At 67.2% G+C, this 22,273-nt stretch carries 21 protein-coding genes; 5 read left to right on the top strand and 16 right to left on the bottom strand.

What is annotated here, in order from left to right; genetic code table 11:
* Nucleotides 1-120: 120 nt before the first annotated feature.
* The 6 genes from EAH76_RS22360 to EAH76_RS22335 all read right to left on the bottom strand — a co-directional run bounded on the left by EAH76_RS22360 (nt 121) and on the right by EAH76_RS22335 (nt 6,769).
* Nucleotides 121-1,317 carry a M20 aminoacylase family protein gene (locus tag EAH76_RS22360; protein WP_347233120.1) on the bottom strand — a complete coding sequence of 399 codons (1,197 nt, stop codon included), beginning with the start codon at nt 1,315-1,317 and terminating at the stop codon, nt 121-123.
* Entirely contained in the window at nt 1,314-1,808 is a 495-nt protein-coding gene (locus tag EAH76_RS22355; protein ID WP_140852474.1) for an Lrp/AsnC family transcriptional regulator, read from the bottom strand. Before EAH76_RS22355 ends, EAH76_RS22360 begins: the two co-directional genes overlap by 4 nt.
* Before the next feature lie 30 nt (nt 1,809-1,838).
* Nucleotides 1,839-3,218: an aminotransferase class III-fold pyridoxal phosphate-dependent enzyme gene (locus EAH76_RS22350; RefSeq protein WP_140852473.1), complete on the bottom strand. Its 1,380-nt coding sequence runs from the start codon at nt 3,216-3,218 to the stop codon at nt 1,839-1,841.
* 148 nt (nt 3,219-3,366) lie between these two features.
* Nucleotides 3,367-4,443 (bottom strand): tartrate dehydrogenase, encoded by a 1,077-nt coding sequence (locus EAH76_RS22345; RefSeq protein ID WP_140852472.1) that lies wholly within the window; start codon nt 4,441-4,443, stop codon nt 3,367-3,369.
* On the bottom strand, nt 4,440-5,912 hold the full coding sequence (locus EAH76_RS22340; protein WP_140852471.1) for an NAD-dependent succinate-semialdehyde dehydrogenase: 1,473 nt from the start codon (nt 5,910-5,912) through the stop codon (nt 4,440-4,442). Before EAH76_RS22340 ends, EAH76_RS22345 begins: the two co-directional genes overlap by 4 nt.
* Nucleotides 5,912-6,769 (bottom strand): GNAT family N-acetyltransferase, encoded by an 858-nt coding sequence (locus EAH76_RS22335; RefSeq protein ID WP_140852470.1) that lies wholly within the window; start codon nt 6,767-6,769, stop codon nt 5,912-5,914. The genes EAH76_RS22340 and EAH76_RS22335 overlap by 1 nt, the downstream gene beginning before the upstream one ends.
* Nucleotides 6,770-7,096: 327 nt before the next feature.
* Between EAH76_RS22335 and EAH76_RS22330 the strand changes: the two genes are divergently transcribed.
* The 4 genes from EAH76_RS22330 to EAH76_RS22315 are packed head-to-tail and all read left to right on the top strand — an operon-like array spanning nt 7,097 to nt 12,223.
* Entirely contained in the window at nt 7,097-8,674 is a 1,578-nt protein-coding gene (locus EAH76_RS22330) for an ABC transporter substrate-binding protein (RefSeq protein WP_241659845.1), read from the top strand.
* Complete coding sequence (locus tag EAH76_RS22325; protein ID WP_140852469.1) at nt 8,671-9,633, top strand: ABC transporter permease; 963 nt, start codon at nt 8,671-8,673, stop codon at nt 9,631-9,633. The genes EAH76_RS22330 and EAH76_RS22325 overlap by 4 nt, the downstream gene beginning before the upstream one ends.
* A complete protein-coding gene (locus tag EAH76_RS22320) occupies nt 9,630-10,433 on the top strand; it encodes an ABC transporter permease (protein ID WP_140852468.1) in 804 nt (267 codons plus the stop codon). Before EAH76_RS22325 ends, EAH76_RS22320 begins: the two co-directional genes overlap by 4 nt.
* The gene (locus tag EAH76_RS22315; protein WP_140852467.1) at nt 10,430-12,223 is read left to right on the top strand and encodes an ABC transporter ATP-binding protein; all 1,794 of its coding nucleotides are present in this window, start codon (nt 10,430-10,432) and stop codon (nt 12,221-12,223) included. The genes EAH76_RS22320 and EAH76_RS22315 overlap by 4 nt, the downstream gene beginning before the upstream one ends.
* A gap of 36 nt (nt 12,224-12,259) precedes the next feature.
* Here the strand turns inward: EAH76_RS22315 and EAH76_RS22310 are convergent, their stop codons facing one another.
* Entirely contained in the window at nt 12,260-12,967 is a 708-nt protein-coding gene (locus EAH76_RS22310) for a cupin domain-containing protein (protein ID WP_241659853.1), read from the bottom strand.
* Between the two features lie 298 nt (nt 12,968-13,265).
* Between EAH76_RS22310 and EAH76_RS22305 the strand changes: the two genes are divergently transcribed.
* Nucleotides 13,266-14,588 carry an NAD(P)/FAD-dependent oxidoreductase gene (locus tag EAH76_RS22305; protein ID WP_140852465.1) on the top strand — a complete coding sequence of 441 codons (1,323 nt, stop codon included), beginning with the start codon at nt 13,266-13,268 and terminating at the stop codon, nt 14,586-14,588.
* A gap of 27 nt (nt 14,589-14,615) precedes the next feature.
* Here EAH76_RS22305 and EAH76_RS22300 read toward each other — a convergent pair whose 3' ends face one another.
* The 9 genes from EAH76_RS22300 to EAH76_RS22260 all read right to left on the bottom strand — a co-directional run bounded on the left by EAH76_RS22300 (nt 14,616) and on the right by EAH76_RS22260 (nt 22,243).
* Nucleotides 14,616-15,044, bottom strand: a complete 429-nt coding sequence (locus EAH76_RS22300; protein WP_347233119.1) for a RidA family protein — start codon at nt 15,042-15,044, stop codon at nt 14,616-14,618.
* Complete coding sequence (locus EAH76_RS22295; RefSeq protein ID WP_140852464.1) at nt 15,020-16,189, bottom strand: alanine racemase; 1,170 nt, start codon at nt 16,187-16,189, stop codon at nt 15,020-15,022. Before EAH76_RS22295 ends, EAH76_RS22300 begins: the two co-directional genes overlap by 25 nt.
* Nucleotides 16,190-16,215: 26 nt before the next feature.
* Nucleotides 16,216-16,905: a haloacid dehalogenase type II gene (locus EAH76_RS22290; protein WP_140852463.1), complete on the bottom strand. Its 690-nt coding sequence runs from the start codon at nt 16,903-16,905 to the stop codon at nt 16,216-16,218.
* 76 nt (nt 16,906-16,981) lie between these two features.
* Complete coding sequence (locus EAH76_RS22285; protein WP_140852462.1) at nt 16,982-17,587, bottom strand: hypothetical protein; 606 nt, start codon at nt 17,585-17,587, stop codon at nt 16,982-16,984.
* Nucleotides 17,584-18,291 (bottom strand): HupE/UreJ family protein, encoded by a 708-nt coding sequence (locus EAH76_RS22280; protein WP_140852461.1) that lies wholly within the window; start codon nt 18,289-18,291, stop codon nt 17,584-17,586. The genes EAH76_RS22285 and EAH76_RS22280 overlap by 4 nt, the downstream gene beginning before the upstream one ends.
* A gap of 47 nt (nt 18,292-18,338) precedes the next feature.
* Nucleotides 18,339-18,716, bottom strand: coding sequence for a hypothetical protein (locus EAH76_RS22275; protein ID WP_140852460.1), 378 nt, complete (start codon nt 18,714-18,716; stop codon nt 18,339-18,341).
* A gap of 31 nt (nt 18,717-18,747) precedes the next feature.
* Nucleotides 18,748-19,482, bottom strand: a complete 735-nt coding sequence (locus EAH76_RS22270) for a DUF4198 domain-containing protein (RefSeq protein ID WP_140852530.1) — start codon at nt 19,480-19,482, stop codon at nt 18,748-18,750.
* A 155-nt stretch (nt 19,483-19,637) separates the two neighbouring features.
* Complete coding sequence (locus tag EAH76_RS22265; RefSeq protein WP_140852459.1) at nt 19,638-20,558, bottom strand: copper resistance protein B; 921 nt, start codon at nt 20,556-20,558, stop codon at nt 19,638-19,640.
* Nucleotides 20,555-22,243, bottom strand: coding sequence for a copper resistance system multicopper oxidase (locus EAH76_RS22260; protein WP_170208059.1), 1,689 nt, complete (start codon nt 22,241-22,243; stop codon nt 20,555-20,557). The genes EAH76_RS22265 and EAH76_RS22260 overlap by 4 nt, the downstream gene beginning before the upstream one ends.
* Nucleotides 22,244-22,273: the final 30 nt, after the last annotated feature.

The raw sequence follows: 22,273 nt of genomic DNA, 5'->3' as shown, positions 1-22,273 counted from the left end.
CGACAAACCGTTTCGGCACTGACGAGTATGCGGGTCTGCGCTGGCATTTTATTGCGATTTGATGACTGGCAGCCCCCCGCAGCTCATCAAAATTCCCGTCCGGTGCGCAGGAAATGCCGGTTATCGTTTCGCAGCGGGAATCGGCATTTCCTGAGATACGAGCGCGGCGAACAAAGCGATGCCGGTCGCGATGACGCTGTCGTTGAAATCGTAGCGCGGATGATGGAGCGGCGCGGCATGGTCGGGCGATGCCTGACCGAGCCACAGATAGGCGCCGGGCCGCGCCTGCAACATGAAAGCGAAGTCTTCCGACGTGAACGCCGGCACCGGCGCCTCGGCCACATCGGCCGAGACGGTCGCCGCAGCGGCGAGCGCGGCGCGGGCGGCGTCGGCGTCGTTGATCGTCGCGGGGTAATAGCGGTCGTATTCGACCTGTACGCGCGTCTCGCTCGACCGGGCGACGCCTTCGGCCATCGCACGGATCGACGCCTCGATCCGGTCCTGCACGGCGGGGTCGAAGGTCCGCACCGTGCCCATGATCTCGACCGTGGCGGGCAAGACGTTGTGCGCGTGCCCGCCAGCAATGCGCGTCACCGACAACACCGCCGAGTCGGTCGCGGCCACCCGGCGCGAGACGATCGTATTGAGCTGTTGTACCAGTTCCGACGCCGCGAGGATCGCGTCCGGAGTCTGGTGGGGCAGCGCGGCGTGGCCGCCACTCCCTTCCACGGTGATGCGGAATTTGTCAGCCGAGGCCATGATCGGGCCGGGCCGCGTTCGGATGCTGCCGGCCGGAAGATCGGGCCAATTGTGCACCGCGAACACGCGGTCGCAGGGAAAACGCTCGAACAATCCGTCGCGGATCATCTCGCGCGCGCCGCCCTGCCCTTCTTCGGCGGGCTGGAAAATGAAATGGACCGTTCCGTCGAACCCGCCCTGGTCGGCGAGGTAGCGCGCCGCGCCGAGCAACATCGCGGTGTGCCCGTCATGCCCGCAGCCGTGGAACTGGCCGGGGTTGACGCTGGCATAGGCGAGGCCGGTCTCCTCGGCCATTGGCAGCGCATCCATGTCGGCGCGCAGCCCGATAGACCGCCCCGACTCACCCCGCCGCAGCACGCCGACGACGCCGGTCCCGCCGATCCCGGTCGAAACCTCAAGCCCCAACGATGCGAGCGTTTCAGCGACCAGAGCGGCGGTGCGATGTTCCTGAAAGGCGAGCTCGGCATGCTGGTGGATGTCGCGGCGCAGCGCGATGAGGTCGGGCACGAGCGCCTCGAACGCGGTCGTATCGCACATAGTCTTACCCTGCACCGTCACGCATCGTCCTCGAACAGCGCCTCGATCGGATCGTAGCGTTTCACCACCGGCGACTTAATGACGATGAAGCTAAAATACTTCTCGATGCCGAAATCGGCCTCGAGGATCTCTTCGATCACCTGCTGGTAATGCGCGACGTCGCGCGTCACGAACTTGACCAGATAATCGTAACCACCACTGACGAGATGCGCCTCGACGATTTCGCGCACGTTGCGCGCGCGCTGCTCGAACTTCGAGAAATCGTTGATGCGGTGGTCCTTGAGCGTGATCTGCGTGAACACGGTCAAGGTCGATCCGAGCTTCGCCAGCGCGATATGGGCGCCGTAGCCGGTGATATAGGCCGCTTTCTCGAGCCGCTTCACCCGCGACAGGCACGGGCTCGGCGACAGCCCGACCGCGTCGGCCAGATCGACATTGGTGATCCGGCCATTGCGTTGGAGGTGCGCGAGGATCCGGAGATCCAGTCGATCAAGCTTGGGAGCGGCGTTCATGCGATACGGTATCCTTGCAGCGCTCTTTTCTCAAACCAGGACGTCTCGTACCTCCCGCTGATCGAGTACGTCATCCAGTGTAGCACGCAGCCGATCGAGCAGAATGCTCATTTCGTCTGCGTTACAGCTCAGGGCGGGTGCGAGTCCGATCGTTCCATCGCCGAATGCGCGGAAGATCAGCTTGCGCTTGTACGCCGCCTGACTCAGCCGGTCGGCGATACCCAGCCCGGGTGCGAAGCGCGTCTTGCGAAGCTTGTCGCTGACCAGTTCGAGCCCGCCGAGCATGCCCGCCTGGCGCACATCCCCGACCAGCGGATGATCGCGCAGCGCATCGAGGCCGGCGGCAAGCTCCGGCACACGCGCCTGGCCGTTCGCGAGGATGCCGCCCTGCAGATACAGACTCAGCACTTCGAGGCCGACCGCCGCGCTCACGGGATGCCCCGAATAGGTGCCGCCGTGGCCGATCGGCGTGGTGGGATCGGCGCCGTCGGCGATGCCGGCATAGACCGCCTCGCTCATCAGCACCGCGCCCATCGGCGCGTAGCCCGCGGTCAACCCCTTGGCGATCGTCATCAGATCGGGCGACACCTGCTCGGCCTCGCAGGCGAACATCGGCCCGGTGCGGCCGAAGCCGGTGATCACCTCGTCCGCGACGAACAGGATGTCGAGCTCGCGGCAGGTCTCCCGGATCGCGCGCAGCCAGCCGCGCGGCGGCACGATCACCCCGGCCGAGCCCTGGACGGGTTCGGCAAAGAAGGCCGCCACGTTCTCGGCGCCGAGCGCCTCGACCTTGGCGCGCAACTGGGCGACCGAATGATCGATGATCGCCTGCGGGTCGTCGCCAACCGGGCTGCGATACGGGTATGGCGCCGGAATATGATGCTGCCAGGCGCGCGGCAGATCAAATGCGCGGTGGAAGACCGGCAGGCCGGTCAGCCCCGCACCCGTGCTCGACGAGCCGTGATAGCCCTTGTCGAGCGCAATCATCTGCTTCTTGGTCGGGCGACCAGTGACGTTGTAGAAATGCGTGATGAAGCGGATCGCGGAATCGATCGCGTCCGACCCGCCCAGGGTGAAATAGACGCGGTCCAGCCCCGGCGGCGACAGCTCGGCCAGTTTCTCGGCAAGCCGGATCGTCGGTTCGCTCGCGAAGGAGAAATAGCCGGTGGCATAGGGCAGACGGCGCATCTGCTCGGTCGCGGCGGCGACCACGCTTTCCTGGCCATAGCCGATATTGACGCACCACAGACCGGCGAAGGCGTCGAGCAATTCGTTCCCGGCGGCGTCGGTCAGATACATCCCCTTGCCGCTCGTCAACACGGTCGCGCCGCGCTGCTCATGCGCGCGATAGGCGGCGACCGGGTGGATCAGGTGACGACGATCGGCCTCGACGAGGGAGTTAGACTGCATGGACGCCTCTTTGGTTAGCCCTGTCAGGCTAGCCCTCCCGCCGCGCGGGTAACGCCGATTCGCCGATGAGCAGCAGGCCAGCCTGCCAAAGTTGGCGGGCACGCGGCATAATCTGCCGTACGCCCGACACCATGAAAACCGGGGCGCGTCAGCCGATCGCCGCGGTGATCGCGCGGCCGCACTTCTCGGTGCTGGCGGCCCCGGCGAGATCGCGCGTGCGCGCGGCCGGTTCCGCGAGGACCGCCTCGATCGCGCGCACGATGCCGGCGGCGGCCTCCGCCTCGCCGAGATGGTCCAGCATCATCGCCGCCGACCAGATCTGGCCGACCGGATTGGCGATGCCCTGCCCGGCGATGTCGGGCGCGGAGCCGTGAACGGGCTCGAACAGCGACGGCACCGAGCGATCGGGGTTGATGTTGCCGCACGGCGCGATGCCGATCGTGCCGGTGCAGGCCGGGCCGAGATCGGACAGGATATCGCCGAACAGATTGGAGGCGACCACCACGTCGAACCGATCGGGGTTCATCACGAATTGCGCGGTCAGAATGTCGATATGATATTTGTCGGTGCGGATTTCGGGATAGTGCCGCGCCATCTCCTCGACGCGCCCGTCCCACCACGGCATCGTGATGGTGATGCCGTTCGACTTGGTCGCCGACGTGAGGTGCCGCTTGGGCCGCTTCTGAGCGAGGTCGAACGCATAGCGCAGGATGCGGTCGGTGCCGTGGCGGGTCATCACGGTTTCCTGCAGCACGATCTCGCGATCGCTGCCGGGGAAGGAAATGCCGCCGATCGCCGAATATTCGCCCTCGGTATTCTCGCGCACGATCATCATGTCGATATCGCCGGCCTTGCGGCCCGCCAGCGGCGAGGGAACGCCGGGCATCAGGCGCGCCGGACGCAGATTGACGTAGAGATCATATTCGCGGCGGAACTGGATCAGCGATTCCCACAAGGAGATGTGATCGGGGACGATGTCGGGCCAGCCGACCGCGCCGAAGAAGATCGCATCGACATCGCCGATCCGCGCCTTCCAATCCTCGGGCATCATGCGGCCATGCTGCGCGTAATAGTCACAGCAGGCGAAATCGTGCCATTGCTGCTCGACCGTGAAGCCATAGGCCTTGCCAGCCGCCTCGAGCGCGCGAACGCCCTCGGGCATCACTTCCTTGCCGATGCCGTCGCCGGGAATGACGGCGATCTTGTAGGTGCGCGGCGCGGTCATGCAAAACCCTTCAATCCGGCCCAATGAAAGGCCTTCGTCTCGAGATATTCCTCGATCCCCTCACGTCCGCCTTCGCGGCCGAGGCCGGAGAGCTTGACGCCGCCGAACGGCGCCATCTCCATCGCGATCGCGCCGGTGTTGAGCCCGACCATCCCGAATTCGAGCGCCTCGCCCACGCGCCAGGCGCGGTGGAGATCGTTGGTGTAGAAGTAGCTCGCAAGGCCGAACGGCGTCGCATTGGCGAGCGCGACCGCATCCTCCTCGCGCTCGAAGCGGAAGATCGGCGCGACCGGGCCGAACGTCTCTTCCTGCGCGAGCCGCATGTCCATCGTCGCATCGGTCAACAAGACCGGCGTCGCGAAGCCGGCACCCGCAAACGGATTGGCCGAGCCCGCCACCGCGGCACCGTGGGCGAGCGCATCCGCGACATGGGCAGCGACCTTTTCCACCGCCGCCGTGTTGATGAGCGGCCCGATCGTGGTGCCTGCCGCGCGCCCGTCGCCGACCCGCAAGCCGCGCACCGCCTCAGCCAGACGCGCGACGAAACGATCGTGGATGCCATCCTGCACGAAGATGCGGTTGGCGCAGACGCAGGTCTGCCCGGCGTTGCGGAACTTGCTCGCCATCGCCCCTGCCACCGCCGCGTCGAGATCGGCATCGTCGAACACGATGAACGGCGCGTTCCCGCCCAGTTCGAGGCTGAGGCGCTTCAGCGTGTCCGCCGATTGGCGCATCAGCAGCGCGCCGATCCGGGTCGATCCGGTGAACGACAGTTTCCGCACGACCGGGCTCGCGGTCAGCGCGCCGCCAATGCCTTCGGGCGGGCCGGTGACGATGTTGATGACCCCCGCCGGCACCCCCGCCCGCTCCGCCAACACGCCGAGCGCGAGCGCGGTGAACGGTGTGAGGTCGGACGGCTTGATGACGACGGTGCAACCCGCCGCGAGCGCAGGCGCGATCTTGCGGGTGATCATCGCTGCCGGGAAATTCCACGGCGTGATGATCCCGCACACGCCGACCGGCTCCTTCAGCGCCAGCACGCGCCGGTCGCGCGTCGGTGCCGGCATGTCGTGGCCGGAGACGCGACGCCCTTCGCCGGCGAACCATTTGATGAACGAGGCGGCATAGCGCACCTCGCCCTCGGCCTCGGCGATCGGCTTGCCTTGTTCGGCGGTCATGATGCGGCCGAGATCGGCGGTCGCGGCGAGCACGAGATCATGCCAGCGCTCGAGCAGCACCGCCCGATCGTCGGCGGTACGGTTGCGCCAGGCGGGGAAGGCGGCCGCGGCGGCGGCGATCGCCTCCTCGGTTTCCGCCGCGCCGCAGGCGGGCACCGTGCCGACGACCGCGCCGGTCGCGGGGTCGAAAACCTCGATCACCTCGCCATCGGTGGCCGAACGCAGCACGCCGCCGATCAGCGCGCGCTCGACGAACAGCGTGCTGTCCGTCAGGTCTGGGATACCCGCCATCAGCCGAGCGACTGACTGACGATCGCGAACGATCGGCTGCTGCCATGCCCGACCGGCGCGGTGCCGCGCACCATCGTCACGACACGGCCCACGCGGACGAGGCCGAGGTTTTCGAGCCAATCGCCCAGCCCCACATCGCCGGGGATATCGAGGCGGGTGAATTCTCCGCTGCGCGCGCCGAGCCACTGCGCGATCAAGGCCTTCGCGCGGTGCAAGTCCGGCGCGACCACCGGCCCGATCACATAGCCCCGCCCGAAGCGGCGAAACACGGCGACGCCAGTGATCGCGCCATCATGGTCCAGCACGATGCCGAGTCCCTTGCCGAACACCGCCTCCATCACCGCATCGCGTTCGAGGCCGGTCGCCTGTTCGACCAGTTCGGTGACCCGCTGTTCGTCCGCCACGCCAAGCGGGCGGATGCGCTCGCCCGCGTCGAGCGGCAACAGCGGCACCTGAAACGCGGCGCCCTGATGCTGGAGGATTTCGGCAACACCGTTGAAGCCGAGCTTGCGATAGAGCGGCAGACCTTCGTCGGTTGCGTTCAGCAGGACGTTGCGATCGCCGATCTGGTCGAGCACGGTTTCGGTGATGATCCGCCCCAGCCCCGCGCCGCGACACGTCCGCGCGACGATCACGGAGCCCAGCGTCGCGTATCGCTCACCGCAGGGCCACCACATCGCCGAGGCGACGATCTCGCCTCCCATTACGGCGACGGTGCCGGTGCCGAGCTCTAGCATGCCGGCAAGATCCTGCTGGCGGTGCGGCCATTGCTCGGCCTTCGAAAGCGCCTGGACGGCGGCGATGTCCTCGGCCGTCATCGCCCGCAACTGGAGCCGGTTATCCGGCAGGGTAGCCATCGATCAATCTCCCTGCGGCACAGCGAAGGTGCACCGCGCGATGCTCCATTTTCTATCCGATGCGGCAAAGCATTCGCTGCCGCGCGCGGCTGAAGAGCGATTGCAATCCTTCGGAATTTCCACGCGATCCGCAATATCCTGCCGCCCCGCACGGTCCGGTCGCTTGCCCGGCATTGCAGATCATCCAGCCCGCGATACCGCAGCGCGCCTTCGCACGGAATGCGGCATTGGCTTCGCGAATCCGCAGCATCCGCCGCGCAGCCGCGTCGATAGACGCGAAAATTTCGTTCCAGGCTGTCATTGTCGTGACATGGAACGCAAACGCGCATGATTGGCACGCTCGCACCGCACGGGGTCGCACCGGACGGGATGGCGCACGGCATCGATCGCCGCGGGCTGCTGCGCGTGGCGGGTGCCGGCGTATTGAGTGCCGGTCTGGCCGGATGCGGCCTGCCCGTCGCGCGCACGCCGATCAAGGGCGGCCGACTGCGCGTGGCGACGGCGACCAGCTCGACGGCGGATACGCTCGATCCGGCGAAGCAGGGCATCGCGACCGATTATTGCCGCGGCGCGATGTTCTACGACGGCCTGACCGTCATCGACGAGCATTCGCGCCCGCAAATGGCGCTCGCCGAGGCGATCGAGACGCGGGACGCGCGCGAATGGACGATCAAGCTGCGCCCCGGCGTGCGCTTCCATGACGGCACGGCGCTGACCGCACGCGATGTCGTCTATTCGCTGAGGCGACACCTCGACCCGGCGGTCGGCTCCAAGGCCCGTGTGTTCGCGCAGCAGATGACCGAGGTCCGTGCGATCGGCACCGATCAGGTGCGGATCACGCTCAGCGGGCCCAATGCCGATCTGCCGATCATCCTCGCCATTCCGCACTTTCTGATCGTCCGGGCAGACACCACCGACTTCCGCCTGGCGAACGGCACCGGGCCGTTCCGCTGCCGCGAATTCGATCCGGGCATCCGCTCCGTCGGCGTCCGCAACGACGACTATTGGGGCACCCACGCGCATCTCGGCGAGGTCGAGATCTTTTCGATCGCGGACGACAGCGCGCGCGTGAACGCGTTGATGTCGGGCGATATCGATCTCATCAACGAGATCAATCCGCGGATCATCAATCAGTTGAAGCGCGCCGGCTTCGGCGTGCTCGAAAGCCCCTCGGGCGGCTATACCGATCTCGTCATCCGGGTCGATCAAGGTCATGGCCGCCACCCGGATTTCGTCACGGCGATGAAGCTGCTGATGAACCGCGAAACCATGCGCGACGCGATCTTCCGCGGCTATGCCAAGATCGCCAACGACCAGCCGATTCCCCCCTCGAGCCCGTACTTCAATCCCACGGTGCCCAAACGTCCGTTCGATCCGGAGCGCGCCGGCTTCCTGTTCCGCAAAGCCGGTCTGGCAGGGGCGACGATCCCGATCGTCACCTCGACCGCCGCCAACAAGTCCGACGACATCGCGGTGGTGATGCAGGATGCCGCGCGCCACGCCGGGATAAAGTTCGACATTCGCCGCGTACCCGCCGACGGCTATTGGACATCGAGCTGGATGAAAGTCCCGGTCGGCTTCGGCAACGTCAACGCCCGGCCGACCCCCGACATCATCTTCACGCAGTTCTTCTCGTCCACCGCGCCGTGGAACGAATCCGGGTGGAAGGACGCGCGGTTCGATCGGCTCCTGCTGCTCGCGCGTGGCGACACCGACGAAAGCCGCCGGCGCCAGATCTACGGCGAGATGCAGCAGATGGTCCACGATCATTCGGGCATCGGCATTCCGTTGTTCGTCAGTTCGCTCGACGCGTATGGCCCCAAGGTCCGCGGCCTGCGGCCGATGCCGGGCGCGGGGCTGATGGGCTATCGCTTCGCGTCGCACGTCTGGCTGGACGGCGCATGACCGCCTCGCTCTGGGTGACGCGCCTGATCGCGGGCCGCATCGCTTCGGCGGTGTTCACCCTGTTCCTCGTCTCGCTCGCCGTTTTCGCGGTATCGCTGCTGATGGGCGGCGACGCGGCCGAGGCGATCCTGGGGCAGAGCGCGACGCCCGAGGCGCTGGCCGGTCTGCGCGCGAGCATGCATCTCGATCAGCCGGCCCCACAACGCTATCTCGGCTGGCTGATCGGCCTGCTGCACGGCGATCCCGGCACCTCGCTGGTAACCGGGCGACCGATCGGCGGGATGATCGCCCCGCGTCTCGCCAATTCGCTGCTCCTCGCCGGATTGACGGCGCTGGTGTCGGTGCCGGTCGCGCTCACCCTCGGTATCCTCGCCGCGGTGAAGCGCGGCGGCACGTTCGACCGCGTCGTCGGTATCGCCACCATCGGCATCGTCTCGGTCCCCGAATTCCTCATCGCGACCGTCGCGGTCCTGATCTTTGCGGTGACGCTCCACTGGTTGCCGGCCCTCTCCTCGCTGCGCGACGTCGATTCGATCTATGAGCTACTGCGCGTGTTCGCGCTGCCGGTGATGAGCCTCGCCTGCGTGACGGTCGCGCAGATGATCCGCATGACGCGTGCCGCGGTGTGCGATGCGCTGACCAGCAGTTACGTCGAGGCGGCACGGCTGAAAGGCGTCCCGCCGCGCCGCCTGGTGCTCGGCCACGCGCTGCCGAACGCGATCGGCCCGATCGCCAACGCCGTCGCGCTCAGCCTGTCGGCGCTGCTCGGCGGCGTGATCGTGATCGAGGTGATCTTCAACTATCCCGGCGTCGCCCGCCTCATGGTGGATGCGGTCGCGACGCGGGACATGCCCTTGGTGCAGACCGTCGCCATGATTTTCAGTGCTTCCTATCTGGTCCTCGTGACGACCGCCGACATCGTGGCGATCCTCGCCAATCCGCGGTTGCGCCACCAATGAGGCGCCCCCGCATCGCGCTCGCGGTCGGCGCGACCCTCGTCGGTGCCGCTTTGCTGTCGGCGCTGGTCGGGCCGTTGCTGGCGCCGCACTCGATCGGCGCGGTGGTCGATCTCGACGTGTTCAGCCCGAGCAGCGCCGCCTTCCCGCTCGGGACCGATTATCTCGGTCGCGATGTGCTCAGCCGCGTGCTGACGGCGACGCGCTACACCGTCTTCATCTCGTTCGTCGCGACGATGATCGCGGCGTCGGTCGGCATCTTCTTCGGCTTGGCGGCGGCGAGCGGCAGCTGGCTCGACATGGTGCTGAGCCGCCTGTTCGATATCGTGATCGCGATCCCCAGCCTGATGTTCGGGCTGGTCGTCATCACCTCGCTCGGCGCGTCGATCCCGGTGCTGATCGGCACGCTGGCGGTGGTGTACACGCCGGGCGCGTTCCGCACCGCGCGCGCGCTGGCGCTCAACGTCGCCGCGCTCGATTTCATCACGGTCGCGCGGTCGCGCGGCGAAGGGCTCAGCTATATCGTGCTGCGCGAGATCCTGCCGAATCTGATCGGGCCGCTCGCCGCCGATTTCGGGCTGCGCTTCGTGTTCGTCGCGCTGCTGCTCAGCGGGCTGAGCTTTCTCGGGCTCGGCGTGCAGCCGCCCTATGCCGATCTCGGCGCGCTGGTGCGCGAGAATATCGCGGGTCTCGGCTTCGGCGCGCCGGCGGTGCTGTTTCCGGCCCTCGCGCTGGCGTCGCTGACGGTCGGGCTGAACCTCACGATCGACACGCTCACCGGCGGACGAAAGGCGACACGATGACCGCTCTGGTGCGCCTGTCCGGCCTGCAGATCGCCGCCTGTAAGGACGGCGGCGTAACATCGATCGTCCGCGATATCGACCTTTGCGTAGAGGCCGGCGAAGTGCTCGCGCTGATCGGCGAGTCCGGGTCCGGCAAGACGACCATCGCGCTGGCGCTGCTCGGCTACGCCCGGCCCGGGTGCCGGATCACCGGCGGCGAGATCGAGGTCGCCGGGCACCGCATCGATCGCATGGACGAGGCGGCCTTGCGCACCCTGCGCGGCCGCGTCGTCGCCTATGTCGCGCAAAGTGCCGCAGCGGCGTTCAACCCGATGCTGACGATCATGCGCCAGGTGATCGAGCCGGCGCTGGTCCACGGTCTGATGGACCGCGCCGCCGCCGAGACCAAGGCGCGCGGACTGTTCCGCGCGCTCGCCCTGCCCGACCCCGATACGGTGGGCGATCGCTATCCGCACCAGGTCTCGGGTGGACAGCTCCAGCGTCTGATGGCGGCGATGGCGCTCATCACCGATCCGGCGCTGGTGATCTTCGACGAACCGACCACCGCGCTCGACGTCACCACCCAGATCGAGGTGCTGAAGGCGTTCAAGACGGTGGTGCGCGATCTCGGCACGACCGCCGTCTATGTCAGTCACGACCTCGCCGTGGTCGCGCAGATCGCCGACCGGATCTGTGTGCTGCGCGGCGGCACCGTGCAGGAACAGGGCAAAGCGGACCAGATCCTGCACGCGCCCGCGCACGCCTACAGCCGCGCGCTGGTCGGCGCCGCCGCGCCGCGCGTTCCGGCCGAACCGATCGCCATGCCCCCGCCAGCACCCGGTGAGGCGCCGCTGCTCGAACTGCGCGATATCGTTGCCGGCTATGGCGGTCTGGATGCCAACGGACGGCCCAAGGCGTGTATTCTCGACAAGGTCAGCCTGACCATCCGACGCGGCCGCACGCTTGGCGTGATCGGTGAATCGGGCAGCGGGAAGAGCACGCTCGCGCGCGTCGTCGCCGGACTGCACTCGGCCGCGCAAGGCTATGTCAATCTGAACGGCGTTCCGCTCGCATCGCGCATCGCGGATCGCAGCCGCGAGGATCTGCGCCGCGTTCAGCTCGTCTTCCAGAATGCCGACACCGCGCTCAATCCGGCGATGCGCGTCGGGCAGACGGTCGGGCGTCCGCTCACCTTCTTCCACGGGCTTCGCGGACGCACGCGCGCGGCGGAAGTGGCGCGGCTATTCGATCTGGTGCGGCTCCCCGCCGCGATCGCCGATCGGTTACCGGGCGAATTGTCCGGTGGCCAGAAGCAGCGCGTCAACCTCGCCCGCGCGCTCGCCGCGCGGCCCGATCTGCTGCTGTGCGACGAAGTGACCTCGGCGCTCGATCCGGTCGTCGCAGAGGCGGTGCTCGACCTGTTGGTCGATCTGCGGCGCGAGCTCGGCGTCGCCTATATGTTCATCACCCACGATATCGAGCGGGTGCGCGCCATCGCCGACGATGTGATGGTGCTCTACGGCGGGTGTCAGATGGAACTCGCCGATGCGCGGGCGCTGGGATCGGGGCCGCACCATCCCTATTCGCGGCTGCTGATGGCGTCGGTGCCGCATCTGAAAGCCGGCTGGCTGGAGACGACGATGGATCCGTTCGCGCCGGTGCCCGGCCAGGCTGGTGCCACGGCCGATGGCTGCCGCTTCTTCAGCCGCTGCGCGCTGGCGATGCCGGGCACCTGCGACTTGGTGCGCCCCGCATCGCTGGTGGCGGACGACCGGCTGATCGCCTGCCACCGCGAGCTTGCCGAGCTGTAGCGATCCGGGGCGGCGCCCGCCGCCCCACCCCGCCGGTCAGGCTGCCGGCTTGTAGTACGCGTAGATCTTGGCGACCTTCACCTGGCTGTCCCAACTGCATTCGGCGCCCTGCTCGATGATGAAGGTATCGCCCTTGTGGAACGTCGCGGCGCGACCGGCCTTGTCGACGAAGCTTACGCTGCCTTCGAGCAGGTGCATCAGCTCACTATGGTGGAAGAAGATCGGCACGCGCTGATAGGGGGTCGAATCCCAGATCCCGCACTTGAACACCGCATCCGCCGACACGAACAGATTGTTCGACCGGCACGCCGGCACGTCGCTCAGCAGCACGTCGAGCGCGGGCGGATTGGAGGGCGAAAGCGGCGCATCGTTGGGGATCGCGACGATGCCCGGCGCCATGCCGGCATTGCCGCCAGGGTAGCGCATGGCGAGCAGGGTCGCCGGCGCGTCGGTCCGCCAGCCGAAGCTGGTGCCGCGCGGTGCGCCGCAGCTTTCGCCTTCCGCCAGCGTGAGATCCGCGCCCATGCTTTCGAACACGACCGCGCCCGACAGCGCGAACAGCCAGGTGTCGCCGCGCGCCTCGGTGGCGGTGCCGTGTCCGGCGGGCAGATCGATGAAAAACACCTCGCATTCGCCAGCGCTAACCGCCACCGGGCGCACCGCGTCGAACGGGTCTGTGCCGTCGAGCGCGGCGCCCGCCCCGGCAAGCGCCCGCAGATCGATGAAGGTCGGGCAATCGGTCATGGTGTTCACGGTTGGATTTCCTCTAGGGCGGGATGGCGCGGCAGCGCCGACCCGCCGATCATCGTCGATTGCGCGCGGCATTCGCCCTCGAAGATCACGCGGGCGCAAGCCGAAGACGCGTAGCGGCGACGAAGCGACGGTAGATGCTGCCGCCGGACAGGAGATTCCGCGACGTTCCGATTTCCCGCCGTCGCATGCTTCAAGTAGGGCGCAGTTCAGCGCAATCTTTCGTGGCAAACCTGCGAATACCAACCTCCACCTATCAGCGCCGACCCTTCGACCCGAGAAAGTTGCTGCCATGTCCCCAGTCGCAGACCGTATCCCCAGCGACGATCGCCTGCCCGAAGCCGTCGACGTGGTCGTCATCGGCGGCGGCATCGTCGGCTCGGCGGCCGCTTACTATCTGGCCAAGCGCGGCCTTTCGGTGGCCTTGCTCGAAAAGGGCTATGTCGGCTGCGAGCAGTCGAGCCGCAACTGGGGCTGGTGCCGCCAGCAGAACCGCGACCCACGCGAGATGCCGCTGTCGGTGCTGGCGATGAACCTGTGGGATCAGCTCGCCGCCGAGATCGGCCGCGATCTGGGTTTCCGGCGCAGCGGGCTGGTCTATACGACCGACGATCCCGCGGTTCTCGCCGGCTGGGAATCGTGGCTGCCGGTTGCGCGCGAGTTCGGCGTCAACACGCGCATGCTGAACGCCGCCGAGGCCACCGATCGCATCCCGGCAACGCGCCGCACCTGGATTGGCGGGATCCATTCGATCGACGACGGCAAAGCCGAGCCGGCCCTCGCCGCGCCGGGCCTGGCGTTCGGCGCCCGCCAACATGGGGCGACGATCCACCAGGGCTGCGCCGCGCGCCGGCTGGAGACTTCGAACGGCCGTATCGTCGGCGTCCACACCGAGCAGGGCTATATCCGCACCGATGCCGTGCTGTGTGCCGCCGGCGCCTGGGCATCGCGCTTCCTGCGGCCCCACGGCGTGAGCTTTCCGCAGGCGGCGGTGCGCCAGACCGCGCTACGCACCAAGCCAACGGTCAACGTCGGCGAGGTGCTCTATTCGTCGGATTTCGCGATGACGCGACGGCTCGACGGCAGCTACACGCTCGCGATCAGCGGCCGCGCCACGCTGGAGTTGACGCCGCAGGGGATACGCTATGCCCGCGAATTCATGCCGCAGTTCATCCAGCGGCTGAAGGCGGTGCAGATGGGGGTCGGCGCCTCGTTTTTCTCCGGCCCCGAATCGCTGTCCGCGCTGCTGACCGACAACGATCGCCTGTTCGAACAAAACCGCGTGCTCGATCCCAAACCCTCCGCCAAGATGGTGCGCAACATCATGGCGAATGTGACAGCCGCGTTCCCGCAATTGGCCGGGCTGGAGATCGACCATGCCTGGGGCGCGTTCGTCGATTGCACGCCCGATGCCGTGCCGGTGATCTCGGCCACGGGGACGATCGACGGCGTGTTTCTCGCAGCGGGATGTTCGGGCCACGGCTTCGGCGTGGGGCCTGGGATCGGGTATCTGGCCGCGCAGCTCATCACCGGGGATACGCCGAGCGTCGACCCCACCCACTTCAAACTGGCGCGACTGACCGACGGATCGAAGGTGAAGGTCGGCTCACTCTGAGGCCTGCGCGAAGCAGATACGGGCGGCTCAGCGTGTCGGCTGAGCCGCGATGGCCTCGATCTCGACGAGATAGCCGTAATGCAGTTCGGGCACCGGCACCACCGCGCGGGCAGGCTTCGCCGTGCCCATCACGCTCGCATAGACGCCGTTGAACTTGGGCCAATTGTCGACCCCGACGATATAGGCGGTCAGCTTGATGACGTGCTCGGGTCCGCAGCCGGAGGCGGCGAGCACGCGCAGCACATTGTCCAGCGCGGCCCGTGCCTGGGCCTCGAACGGCTGGTCGGCGGTATGCGTGCCGTCCGCCAGCGCCCCGAGCTGCCCCGAGACATACACGAGGCCGCCATGGCACATGCCCGCGCTGTAATGGCCCGCCGGTGGCGGTGCGTCCGGCACCACCACGGGCTGCGGCAACAGGCTCTCGTTCATCGTCACCACCCGCGCATCCGTTGCCACTGCGCGACGATCGTCGGATCGTCGCCTTCGATCACCTGATACGCCTCATGCTGCGCGCCGGTGGCGCATGCGTGGTTGGGCAGGATGCGAACCCGCGACCCGATCGGCAGATCGGGAAGCGCCGCCGCGCTTCCCGCGCGCACCGCGAGAATGCCGTGTTCCTGGCTCGCCTGTTCGACGATCAGGTCGGGATAGGGCGTGCCCGCCAGATCGCACACTATGCCATACCCCTGATCGACCGCCTGGCCGCCGGTGCCGCGATCACGCGACATCGCCATCCAGCCGGCATCGACCAGAATCCAGCCCTTTTCGGGTTTGGTGCCGATCACGGTCGCAAGCACCGACACCGCGATATCCTCAATGCGGCAGACGCCGATGCCGTGCATCACCAGATCGAAGACCGTATAGACACCGGCCCGCACCTCGGTAACGCCATCGAGATTACGCGCGAAATGCGCGGTCGGGGTCGAGCCGACACTGACGATCGGGCAATCGAACCCGGCGGCGCGCAACGCTTCGGCCGCCGCGACGGCGGCGGCGCGTTCGCCTTCGGCAGCTGCCGCCAGCGCATCGGGATCGTTCAGCGCGTACGACTCGCCCGCATGGGTGAGCACCCCCGCCAGCGGCACGCCCGCGTCGCGCAACGCCTGCGCGACCGCGATCAGCGCGGGATCGTCCGGCGTCAGCCCACCACGATGGCCGTCGCAATCGATCTCGATGAACGCCGCCGGTCCGGTGCCCGCCGCGCCGAGCGCTTGGGCTTGCGCGACCGTGTCCAGCGTCACCTTGAGATCGACGCCCTCGGCAACGAGCCGGATCGCGCGCGCCGCCTTGCTGGGGTCGAGCCCGACCGCATAGGTGATATCGGTGAAGCCACCCTCCCGCGCGAAATATTCCGCCTCGGCCAGGGTCGAGACGGTAATCGGGCCGGGCGCGTCCGGATACAGCCGACGCGCCGAACCGATCGTCTTGGTGGTCTTGAGATGCGGGCGCGGCGTAACGCCATGCGCCGCAAGCAGCCCGGCGAGCCGCGCGATGTTGCGGTCCATCTTCGTGACGTCGAGCAGCAGCGCCGGCGTTGGCAGCGTGGCCAGGGTCAGCCGCGTATCGTGCGTTGGTCTGTCGAGTTCGGCGAGCACGGTCATTCCTTCATCCTCATCACGCTGGCAGCCTAGAGCCCGACGACGCCCGGCAGGCACCCGATATGCGGGATTTCGATATCGCGATAAAACGCATTCGACGGCTCGTGCCCGCGCCCGACGAACACGCGGCAGCCAAAGCCAAGATCGCTCGCGGTGTTCTGATCATACCGGAAGCTCGACGAGACATGCATCATCACCTCCGGCCCGCAACCGAGCATGTCGAACATATATTCAAACGCCTGCATGCGCGGCTTGTACGCCTGCGCGCTCTCGGCGGTGTAGACCGCGTGGAACGGCGCGCCGAGCATAGCGACATTGTGCGGGATCTGATCGTTCATCGCGTTCGACAGGATGACGAGCGGAATCTTGTCGCCGATCTTGGCGAGGCCGCCCGGCACATCGACATGCGGCCCCCAGGTCGGCACCGCGTCATACAAAGCATCCCCGTCGGCCTCGCGATACTCCACCCCGAACGCCTTGGCGGTGCGCGCCACGGCACTGCGCAGCAGCTCACGATACGGCTGCCACGGGCCGAGCGCCTCGTCGAGGCGATAGCAGGAGAACAGGTGGCACATCCGGTCCATCGATTCGGCAGGAATACGGTCGGCGAAGAACGCGCGCGCCATTTCGGCCATGTGGAAGCGGATCAGCGTGCCGTAGCAATCGAAGCTGATATATTTCGGGGTGAAGCTCGGCGTCTGCGACGTCAGGGAGGTCATCGGATGTCTCGTCCTTTGGCGCGGCGGGATGCCGGCGCGCGGCGTTCATGGGAAATGGCGGCACGCCGCCACGAAATTATTCGACCGGCGGCTGGATCAGCTTTGCGTAGAAACCGCTGGTGTGCAGCGTGATCGTCACCGGACTGTCGGTCTGGTTTCGCCAGTACCAGCCGTGGATGCCGTTGAACGGCGCGGTGAAAGTGCCCTGCGCCGCGGTCAGCCCCTTCTGCTTCCAATAGGTCGTAAAGTCGGACGCGGTGAGCGAGGCTTCGCCGTGCATGTCCATCTTGATCGGGCCGGTCGATTTCCAGGTGAAATTGTAGGAATCGCCGGTGCGCATCTCGGCCTTGATCTCGGCGCCGGAATGCGGCGCGAGCGTCAGCGTGCGTTCGTCGCTGCGGAACGGCGTCGCGCGGATGATGCTGTCGCGCGTCTGCTCGGGCACCTTGAACGCAGTCGCGGTCGCAGCCACGGGTGGCGCTGCCTCGGGGGCATCATCGGCATCGCCGCCGCCGCTCAGTGCGGTAAGGCCGATCGCCTTGCCGACCCCGGTCGGATCGATGCCGAATTCGGCGGGCAGCACGAACAGCGTCAGAATCGCGGCCCCCGCGATCAGCGCGGCGGCCGAGGCGCGGGCGAGCGTCGCGCCATCGGCGCGGTACGGAAGAGCGGTAGGGGTCACGCTGCTTTCTCCATGGCGAAGCCGGCGAGCTGATAGCCGACCAGCACGATGCCGGCGGTCATCAGCAGGGTGTTGGCGACGACGACGCTTCGGGTGAAACTGCGGCTGCGCCGCCAGAACGTCATCACGATGAGGATCAGGCTGAGCGCCAGGAACTGCCCCATCTCGACACCGACGTTGAAGCTGACGAGATTGGCGAACAGCCCGTCGCGCGACAGCGTCAGATCCTGGAGCTTGGTGGCAAGGCCGAAGCCGTGAAAGAAGCCGAAGATCAGCACCGCCGCCTTCTGGTTCGGCTCGAACCCCAGCACCGTCTTGAACGCGCCGAGATTGTCGAACGCCTTGTACACCACCGAAAAGCCGATGATCGCATCGACGATGAACGGATTTGCGTGGATGTTGGCAAGCACGCCGAGCAAGAGCGTGGTGCTGTGGCCGACCGCGAACAAGGTGACATATTTGCCGACGTCCTTGAGCCGGTACAGAAAGAAGATCACCCCGAACAGAAACAACAGATGGTCGTAGCCCGTCACCATGTGCTTGGCGCCGAGATAGATGTACGGGATGATGTGCATCCCCGGATGGGCTTTGATATAGGCCTTGTCGCTCTCGGCGACCCCGTGCGCCCAGGCGGCGTCCGCCAGGAGCGCGGTCGCGAGGATCACCGTGACGGCGATCGCGCAGGCCTTGAATGTCGGTCGCATCGAACGCCCCCGATCCCTGCGGCCAGGCACCGCCCGACCGCACCCGATCATTTGATGATGAAGGTGCCGCCGAGATGCGCCTGGCTGGTCTTGTCGACCACCATCACGCCGACCTTGGCACCGGGTTTCACCCCCAGCGCGGGGCCGTCGAACCGGTTGCCCGCCGCCGGCTTCAGATCAATGTTGCGCGTCTGGCCGGCGACGTTGACGGTCAGCTTGGCGGTCATCGCGGTCGCGGTGACGGGCTCGTCGTCGTCGATGACATAGAGCTGCGTCGAGCCGGGCTTGGCGACCAGTTCGAACAGCGTCTCGCCGCTCATCGCGACGATGCCGCCATGCTGCGGCTTGGTAAGCCCGTGCGCGATGGCGGGACCGGTGGCGAGAAGCGCGGCAATGGACAGTGCGCCGGGAAGCAGGATCTTCATGCTCATGGTCTCCGTGGTTCGAGGTCAGCGGTCATTCGGGCAGATGCGGCAACACGAAGCTGAGTGTCGCGCTGTTTTCGATATGATCGTATCGCTTGGGATTGTCGGTCGGGCCGTTGAACACCGCCTCCAGCACGTTGAGGCCCTGATTGCGGACCTCCATCGTCACCAGCCCCTGCGCATCGGTGCGAACGGGGGTCTGGTCGGGATCGTTGACCAGATCGTTCCTGACCGTCGCGCCGGCGATGGGCTTGCCCATGAACAGCACGCGATAGGTCGCCTTCTGGCCATGCTGTTGCGGGATCGCGCCGACCGGCACGATCTGCAGCACCTGATCAGGCAGCGCGGGAATCGGCTTATCAAGCGGCCCCAGGATGCCGACCGAATATTTGTAGTTCTTCTCGGACAGGGTCGCCTCGGGCATTTCGTCGCGACCCTTCTTTTCGAACTCGCCGGTACCGACGCGCGACCAAATGCCGTTGAAGAAGACGGTCGAAAGGAGCGTCGGCTGCTGCTCGGTATCGACCACCACGATCGGGCCGGCAATGCGCGGCGTCGCCTTGATCGGCTGGTAATTGGCGTCGTAGCCGGTCATTTTCTCGATCTGGTTGAAGCGCTTGACCGTATCGAGATCGTCGGCGCCGACGCCGTAGATCAGCGCGGTCTGCTTGGCGCGCTGCGCGAACCAGACGGCATGGGCGGACAGCGGGGCGGTCGCGACGCTCGCGAGCACGGCGGTCGTTATCAGGGCGGTCAGTTTGCGCATCACGATGGTCTCCAACACGAAAGCGCCCGTCGGGCTCGCCGCCAGACTAAGCGGCGATCGCGCGAAGAATACGTCTTTCTTGGGGGTCACCCCGGCACGGACAGACCGCGAAGCAGGTTCGTGCAGCAGGATATTCCGAGCCCGCCCCGATGCGCCTAGAACCAGGCGCGCACCCCCAGCACCAGCGCCGGGCCGTCCGCGGACTCGCCCCGGGCGCGCGCGTAACGGGCCGTGCCGCCCGCCTTTTTGTCCCAGGAGACACCGACATAGGGCGCAAACTCGCGCTGCACTTCGTAGCGCACCCGCAGCCCCAGTTCGGCGTCGGTCAGGCCGCTGCCGAGCTGCTGGGACGCCACCGTTCGCGCCGAAAAGTTCAGTTCGGCGCGCGGTTGCAGCACAAGACGCTGCGTGATGCGTTGGTCGTACCAGGCTTCCGCGCGCGCCAGCACGTCGCCGCGACTGGACAGGAAGGCGCGGACCTCGGTCTCGAACTGATAGGGCGCCAGCCCCTCGATACCGACCGTCGCATAGGTGCGGCGCGGCCCCGCGCCGAGATCCTGCCGCACGCCGCCCTGCAGGTCGAAATACGGGCCGATCGCGCGCGAATAGAGCGCCTGCACTTCGGCCGACTCCACCGCGCGGCCGAAGCTGCCCTCGCCCTCGCTCTTGACGACGAGGCGGTTGATATCGCCGCCCCACCAGCCCTCGCCGTCCCAGCGGAAGCCATCGCGGCCTTTGCGGATCTGCGCTTCGGCAAGGTTGAAGACGATCTGGTGGAGCCGCATGCCGCCATGTTCATGCTGCAGCATCATCCGCGACGGCATCATCGCGTCGGGGCCCCAGACGGCATCGGCGGCATGATCCGCCGGTGGTGGCGGTGCCGGCCGCGGGCTATCGGACAGCGGCAGATCGGCGGTTTCGTCAGCGGCAGGCGATGCAGGGGACGCGGGAGACGCAGGCGCGGGCGCGGGCGCGGGGGTATGCTGGTGCCCCGACATGTCCATGCCCGGCATCATCTGCGCCTGCGCCGAACCGGCGCACAGCAGCGCGGCGAGCGCGATGATCCGCACGCTCATGCCGCCACCTCCGGCCGCACGCTGACGACGCGCATCATGCCCGCGTGCATGTGATAGAGCATGTGGCAGTGGAACGCCCAGTCGCCGATCGCGTCGGCGGTGAGGTCGAAGGTGACGGTGCCGCCGGGCTGGACATTGACGGTGTGCTTGCGCGGCGCGTGATCGCCGTGCCCCGTCACCAGTTCGAAGAAATGGCCGTGCAGATGGATCGGATGGTTCATCATCGTGTCGTTGATCAGCGTGATGCGGACCCGCTCGCCCGCGCGGAACGGAATCGGCTCGCCGACCTCGGACAATTTCTTGCCGTCGAACGCCCACATATAGCGCTCCATATTGCCGGTGAGGTGGATCTGCAGCGCGCGTTCGGGCGGGCGGTGATCGGGATTGGGCTCGAGCGCGGCGAGATCCTTGTAGACCAGCACCTTGTGCCCGGCGTCGCCAAGGCCCTGCCCCGGCTCGCCGGTGCGGTCGGCCGGCATCGGCGAGATCGTCTGCACGCCCGGGCCGAGCGGCAAGCTAGGCGCGTTGCGGGGGTCACGCATGCCCATGTGCATCGACGACATGTCCATCGTCTCGGGGTCCATAGCGGACATATCCATGCCCATGTCCTTCATCGTCGCGATCGGACGCTTGCGCAGCGGCGGGGCGATGGCGACCATTCCGGCGCGCGGGGCGAGCGTCGCGAACGCCATGCCCGACCGGTCGATCGCCTCGGCGACGATACCGTAGGCGCGGTCGTCGGCGGGGGTGACGATCACGTCATAGGTCTCGGCATTGGCGATCTGGATCTCCTCGACCGCGACCGGGCGCACCGGCACACCGTCCGCGGCGACCACGCTCAGCGTCATGCCGGGGATGCGCACGTTGAAGATCGTCATCGCCGACGCGTTGATGAAGCGCAGCCGCACGCGCTCGCCGGGGCGGAACAACGCGGTCCAGGGCTCGAGCGGGCCGTGGCCGTTGACGAGGAAAGTGTAGGTCGATCCGGTCACGTCCGAAATATCGGTCGGGTCCATGCGCATGCCGCCCCAGGTGCGCCGGTCGGCCGCTGTCTGGTCGTGGCCAGCGAGCAGCCCGGCGAGCGTCTGCTTCTGATAGTTGAAATAGCCGCCCTGCTGCTTGAGCTTCTGGAAGATCGCATGCGGATGCAGCGCGCTGTGGTCCGACAGGACGATGACATGCTCGCGATCATAGCCGATCGGATCGGCACCCGCGGGATCGACCACGATCGGGCCGTAATGGCCGATCTGCTCCTGCAGACCGGAATGGCTGTGATACCAATATGTGCCGGACTGCCGCAGCGGGAAGTGATAGGTGAAGCGCGACCCCGCCTTGATGCCTGGAAAGCTCACGCCGGGCACGCCGTCCATCTGGAACGGCACCAGCAGCCCGTGCCAGTGGATCGACGTATCCTCGTCGGGCAGATCGTTGATGACGGTGAGGCGCACGTCCTGCCCCTCGCGCAGCCGCAGCAGCGGGCCCGGCACGGTGCCGTTGATGCCGATCGCATGCGTGTTGCGCCCGCCCACCCGCAGCATGGTGTGGGCGACGCGCAGCGTGATGTCGGTGCCGCTCAGCGTCGGCAACCCCGGCGAAACCGGCGCGGCCCATGCCGGGAGCCAGCTCGCCGCCAATCCGACGCCCGCGCCGCGCAGCACGTCCCGCCGCCGCATGCTCATCATCATCCCAATCCTTCCGTTACGCACCCTCTACGC

Origin of the sequence: Sphingomonas glacialis (assembly GCF_006439055.1) — a bacterium.
Classification (GTDB): domain Bacteria; phylum Pseudomonadota; class Alphaproteobacteria; order Sphingomonadales; family Sphingomonadaceae; genus Sphingomonas; species Sphingomonas glacialis_A.
The sequence above is the reverse complement of the archived record's forward strand: the minus strand, read 5'-3'. Positions and strand labels throughout refer to the sequence as shown.

What these genes read in the sequence shown, in the direction of transcription:
- EAH76_RS22335 (WP_140852470.1), bottom strand. Translation starts at nt 6,769, where the DNA reads ATGGCTACCCTGCCGGATAACCGGCTCCAGTTGCGGGCGATGACGGCC.
- EAH76_RS22290 (WP_140852463.1), bottom strand. Translation starts at nt 16,905, where the DNA reads ATGACCTCCCTGACGTCGCAGACGCCGAGCTTCACCCCGAAATATATC.
- EAH76_RS22330 (WP_241659845.1), top strand. Translation starts at nt 7,097, where the DNA reads ATGATTGGCACGCTCGCACCGCACGGGGTCGCACCGGACGGGATGGCG.
- EAH76_RS22325 (WP_140852469.1), top strand. Translation starts at nt 8,671, where the DNA reads ATGACCGCCTCGCTCTGGGTGACGCGCCTGATCGCGGGCCGCATCGCT.
- EAH76_RS22270 (WP_140852530.1), bottom strand. Translation starts at nt 19,482, where the DNA reads ATGCGCAAACTGACCGCCCTGATAACGACCGCCGTGCTCGCGAGCGTC.
- EAH76_RS22305 (WP_140852465.1), top strand. Translation starts at nt 13,266, where the DNA reads ATGTCCCCAGTCGCAGACCGTATCCCCAGCGACGATCGCCTGCCCGAA.
- EAH76_RS22295 (WP_140852464.1), bottom strand. Translation starts at nt 16,189, where the DNA reads ATGACCGTGCTCGCCGAACTCGACAGACCAACGCACGATACGCGGCTG.
- EAH76_RS22275 (WP_140852460.1), bottom strand. Translation starts at nt 18,716, where the DNA reads ATGAAGATCCTGCTTCCCGGCGCACTGTCCATTGCCGCGCTTCTCGCC.
- EAH76_RS22340 (WP_140852471.1), bottom strand. Translation starts at nt 5,912, where the DNA reads ATGGCGGGTATCCCAGACCTGACGGACAGCACGCTGTTCGTCGAGCGC.
- EAH76_RS22350 (WP_140852473.1), bottom strand. Translation starts at nt 3,218, where the DNA reads ATGCAGTCTAACTCCCTCGTCGAGGCCGATCGTCGTCACCTGATCCAC.
- EAH76_RS22265 (WP_140852459.1), bottom strand. Translation starts at nt 20,558, where the DNA reads ATGAGCGTGCGGATCATCGCGCTCGCCGCGCTGCTGTGCGCCGGTTCG.
- EAH76_RS22345 (WP_140852472.1), bottom strand. Translation starts at nt 4,443, where the DNA reads ATGACCGCGCCGCGCACCTACAAGATCGCCGTCATTCCCGGCGACGGC.
- EAH76_RS22280 (WP_140852461.1), bottom strand. Translation starts at nt 18,291, where the DNA reads ATGCGACCGACATTCAAGGCCTGCGCGATCGCCGTCACGGTGATCCTC.
- EAH76_RS22315 (WP_140852467.1), top strand. Translation starts at nt 10,430, where the DNA reads ATGACCGCTCTGGTGCGCCTGTCCGGCCTGCAGATCGCCGCCTGTAAG.
- EAH76_RS22320 (WP_140852468.1), top strand. Translation starts at nt 9,630, where the DNA reads ATGAGGCGCCCCCGCATCGCGCTCGCGGTCGGCGCGACCCTCGTCGGT.
- EAH76_RS22310 (WP_241659853.1), bottom strand. Translation starts at nt 12,967, where the DNA reads ATGACCGATTGCCCGACCTTCATCGATCTGCGGGCGCTTGCCGGGGCG.
- EAH76_RS22355 (WP_140852474.1), bottom strand. Translation starts at nt 1,808, where the DNA reads ATGAACGCCGCTCCCAAGCTTGATCGACTGGATCTCCGGATCCTCGCG.
- EAH76_RS22260 (WP_170208059.1), bottom strand. Translation starts at nt 22,243, where the DNA reads ATGATGATGAGCATGCGGCGGCGGGACGTGCTGCGCGGCGCGGGCGTC.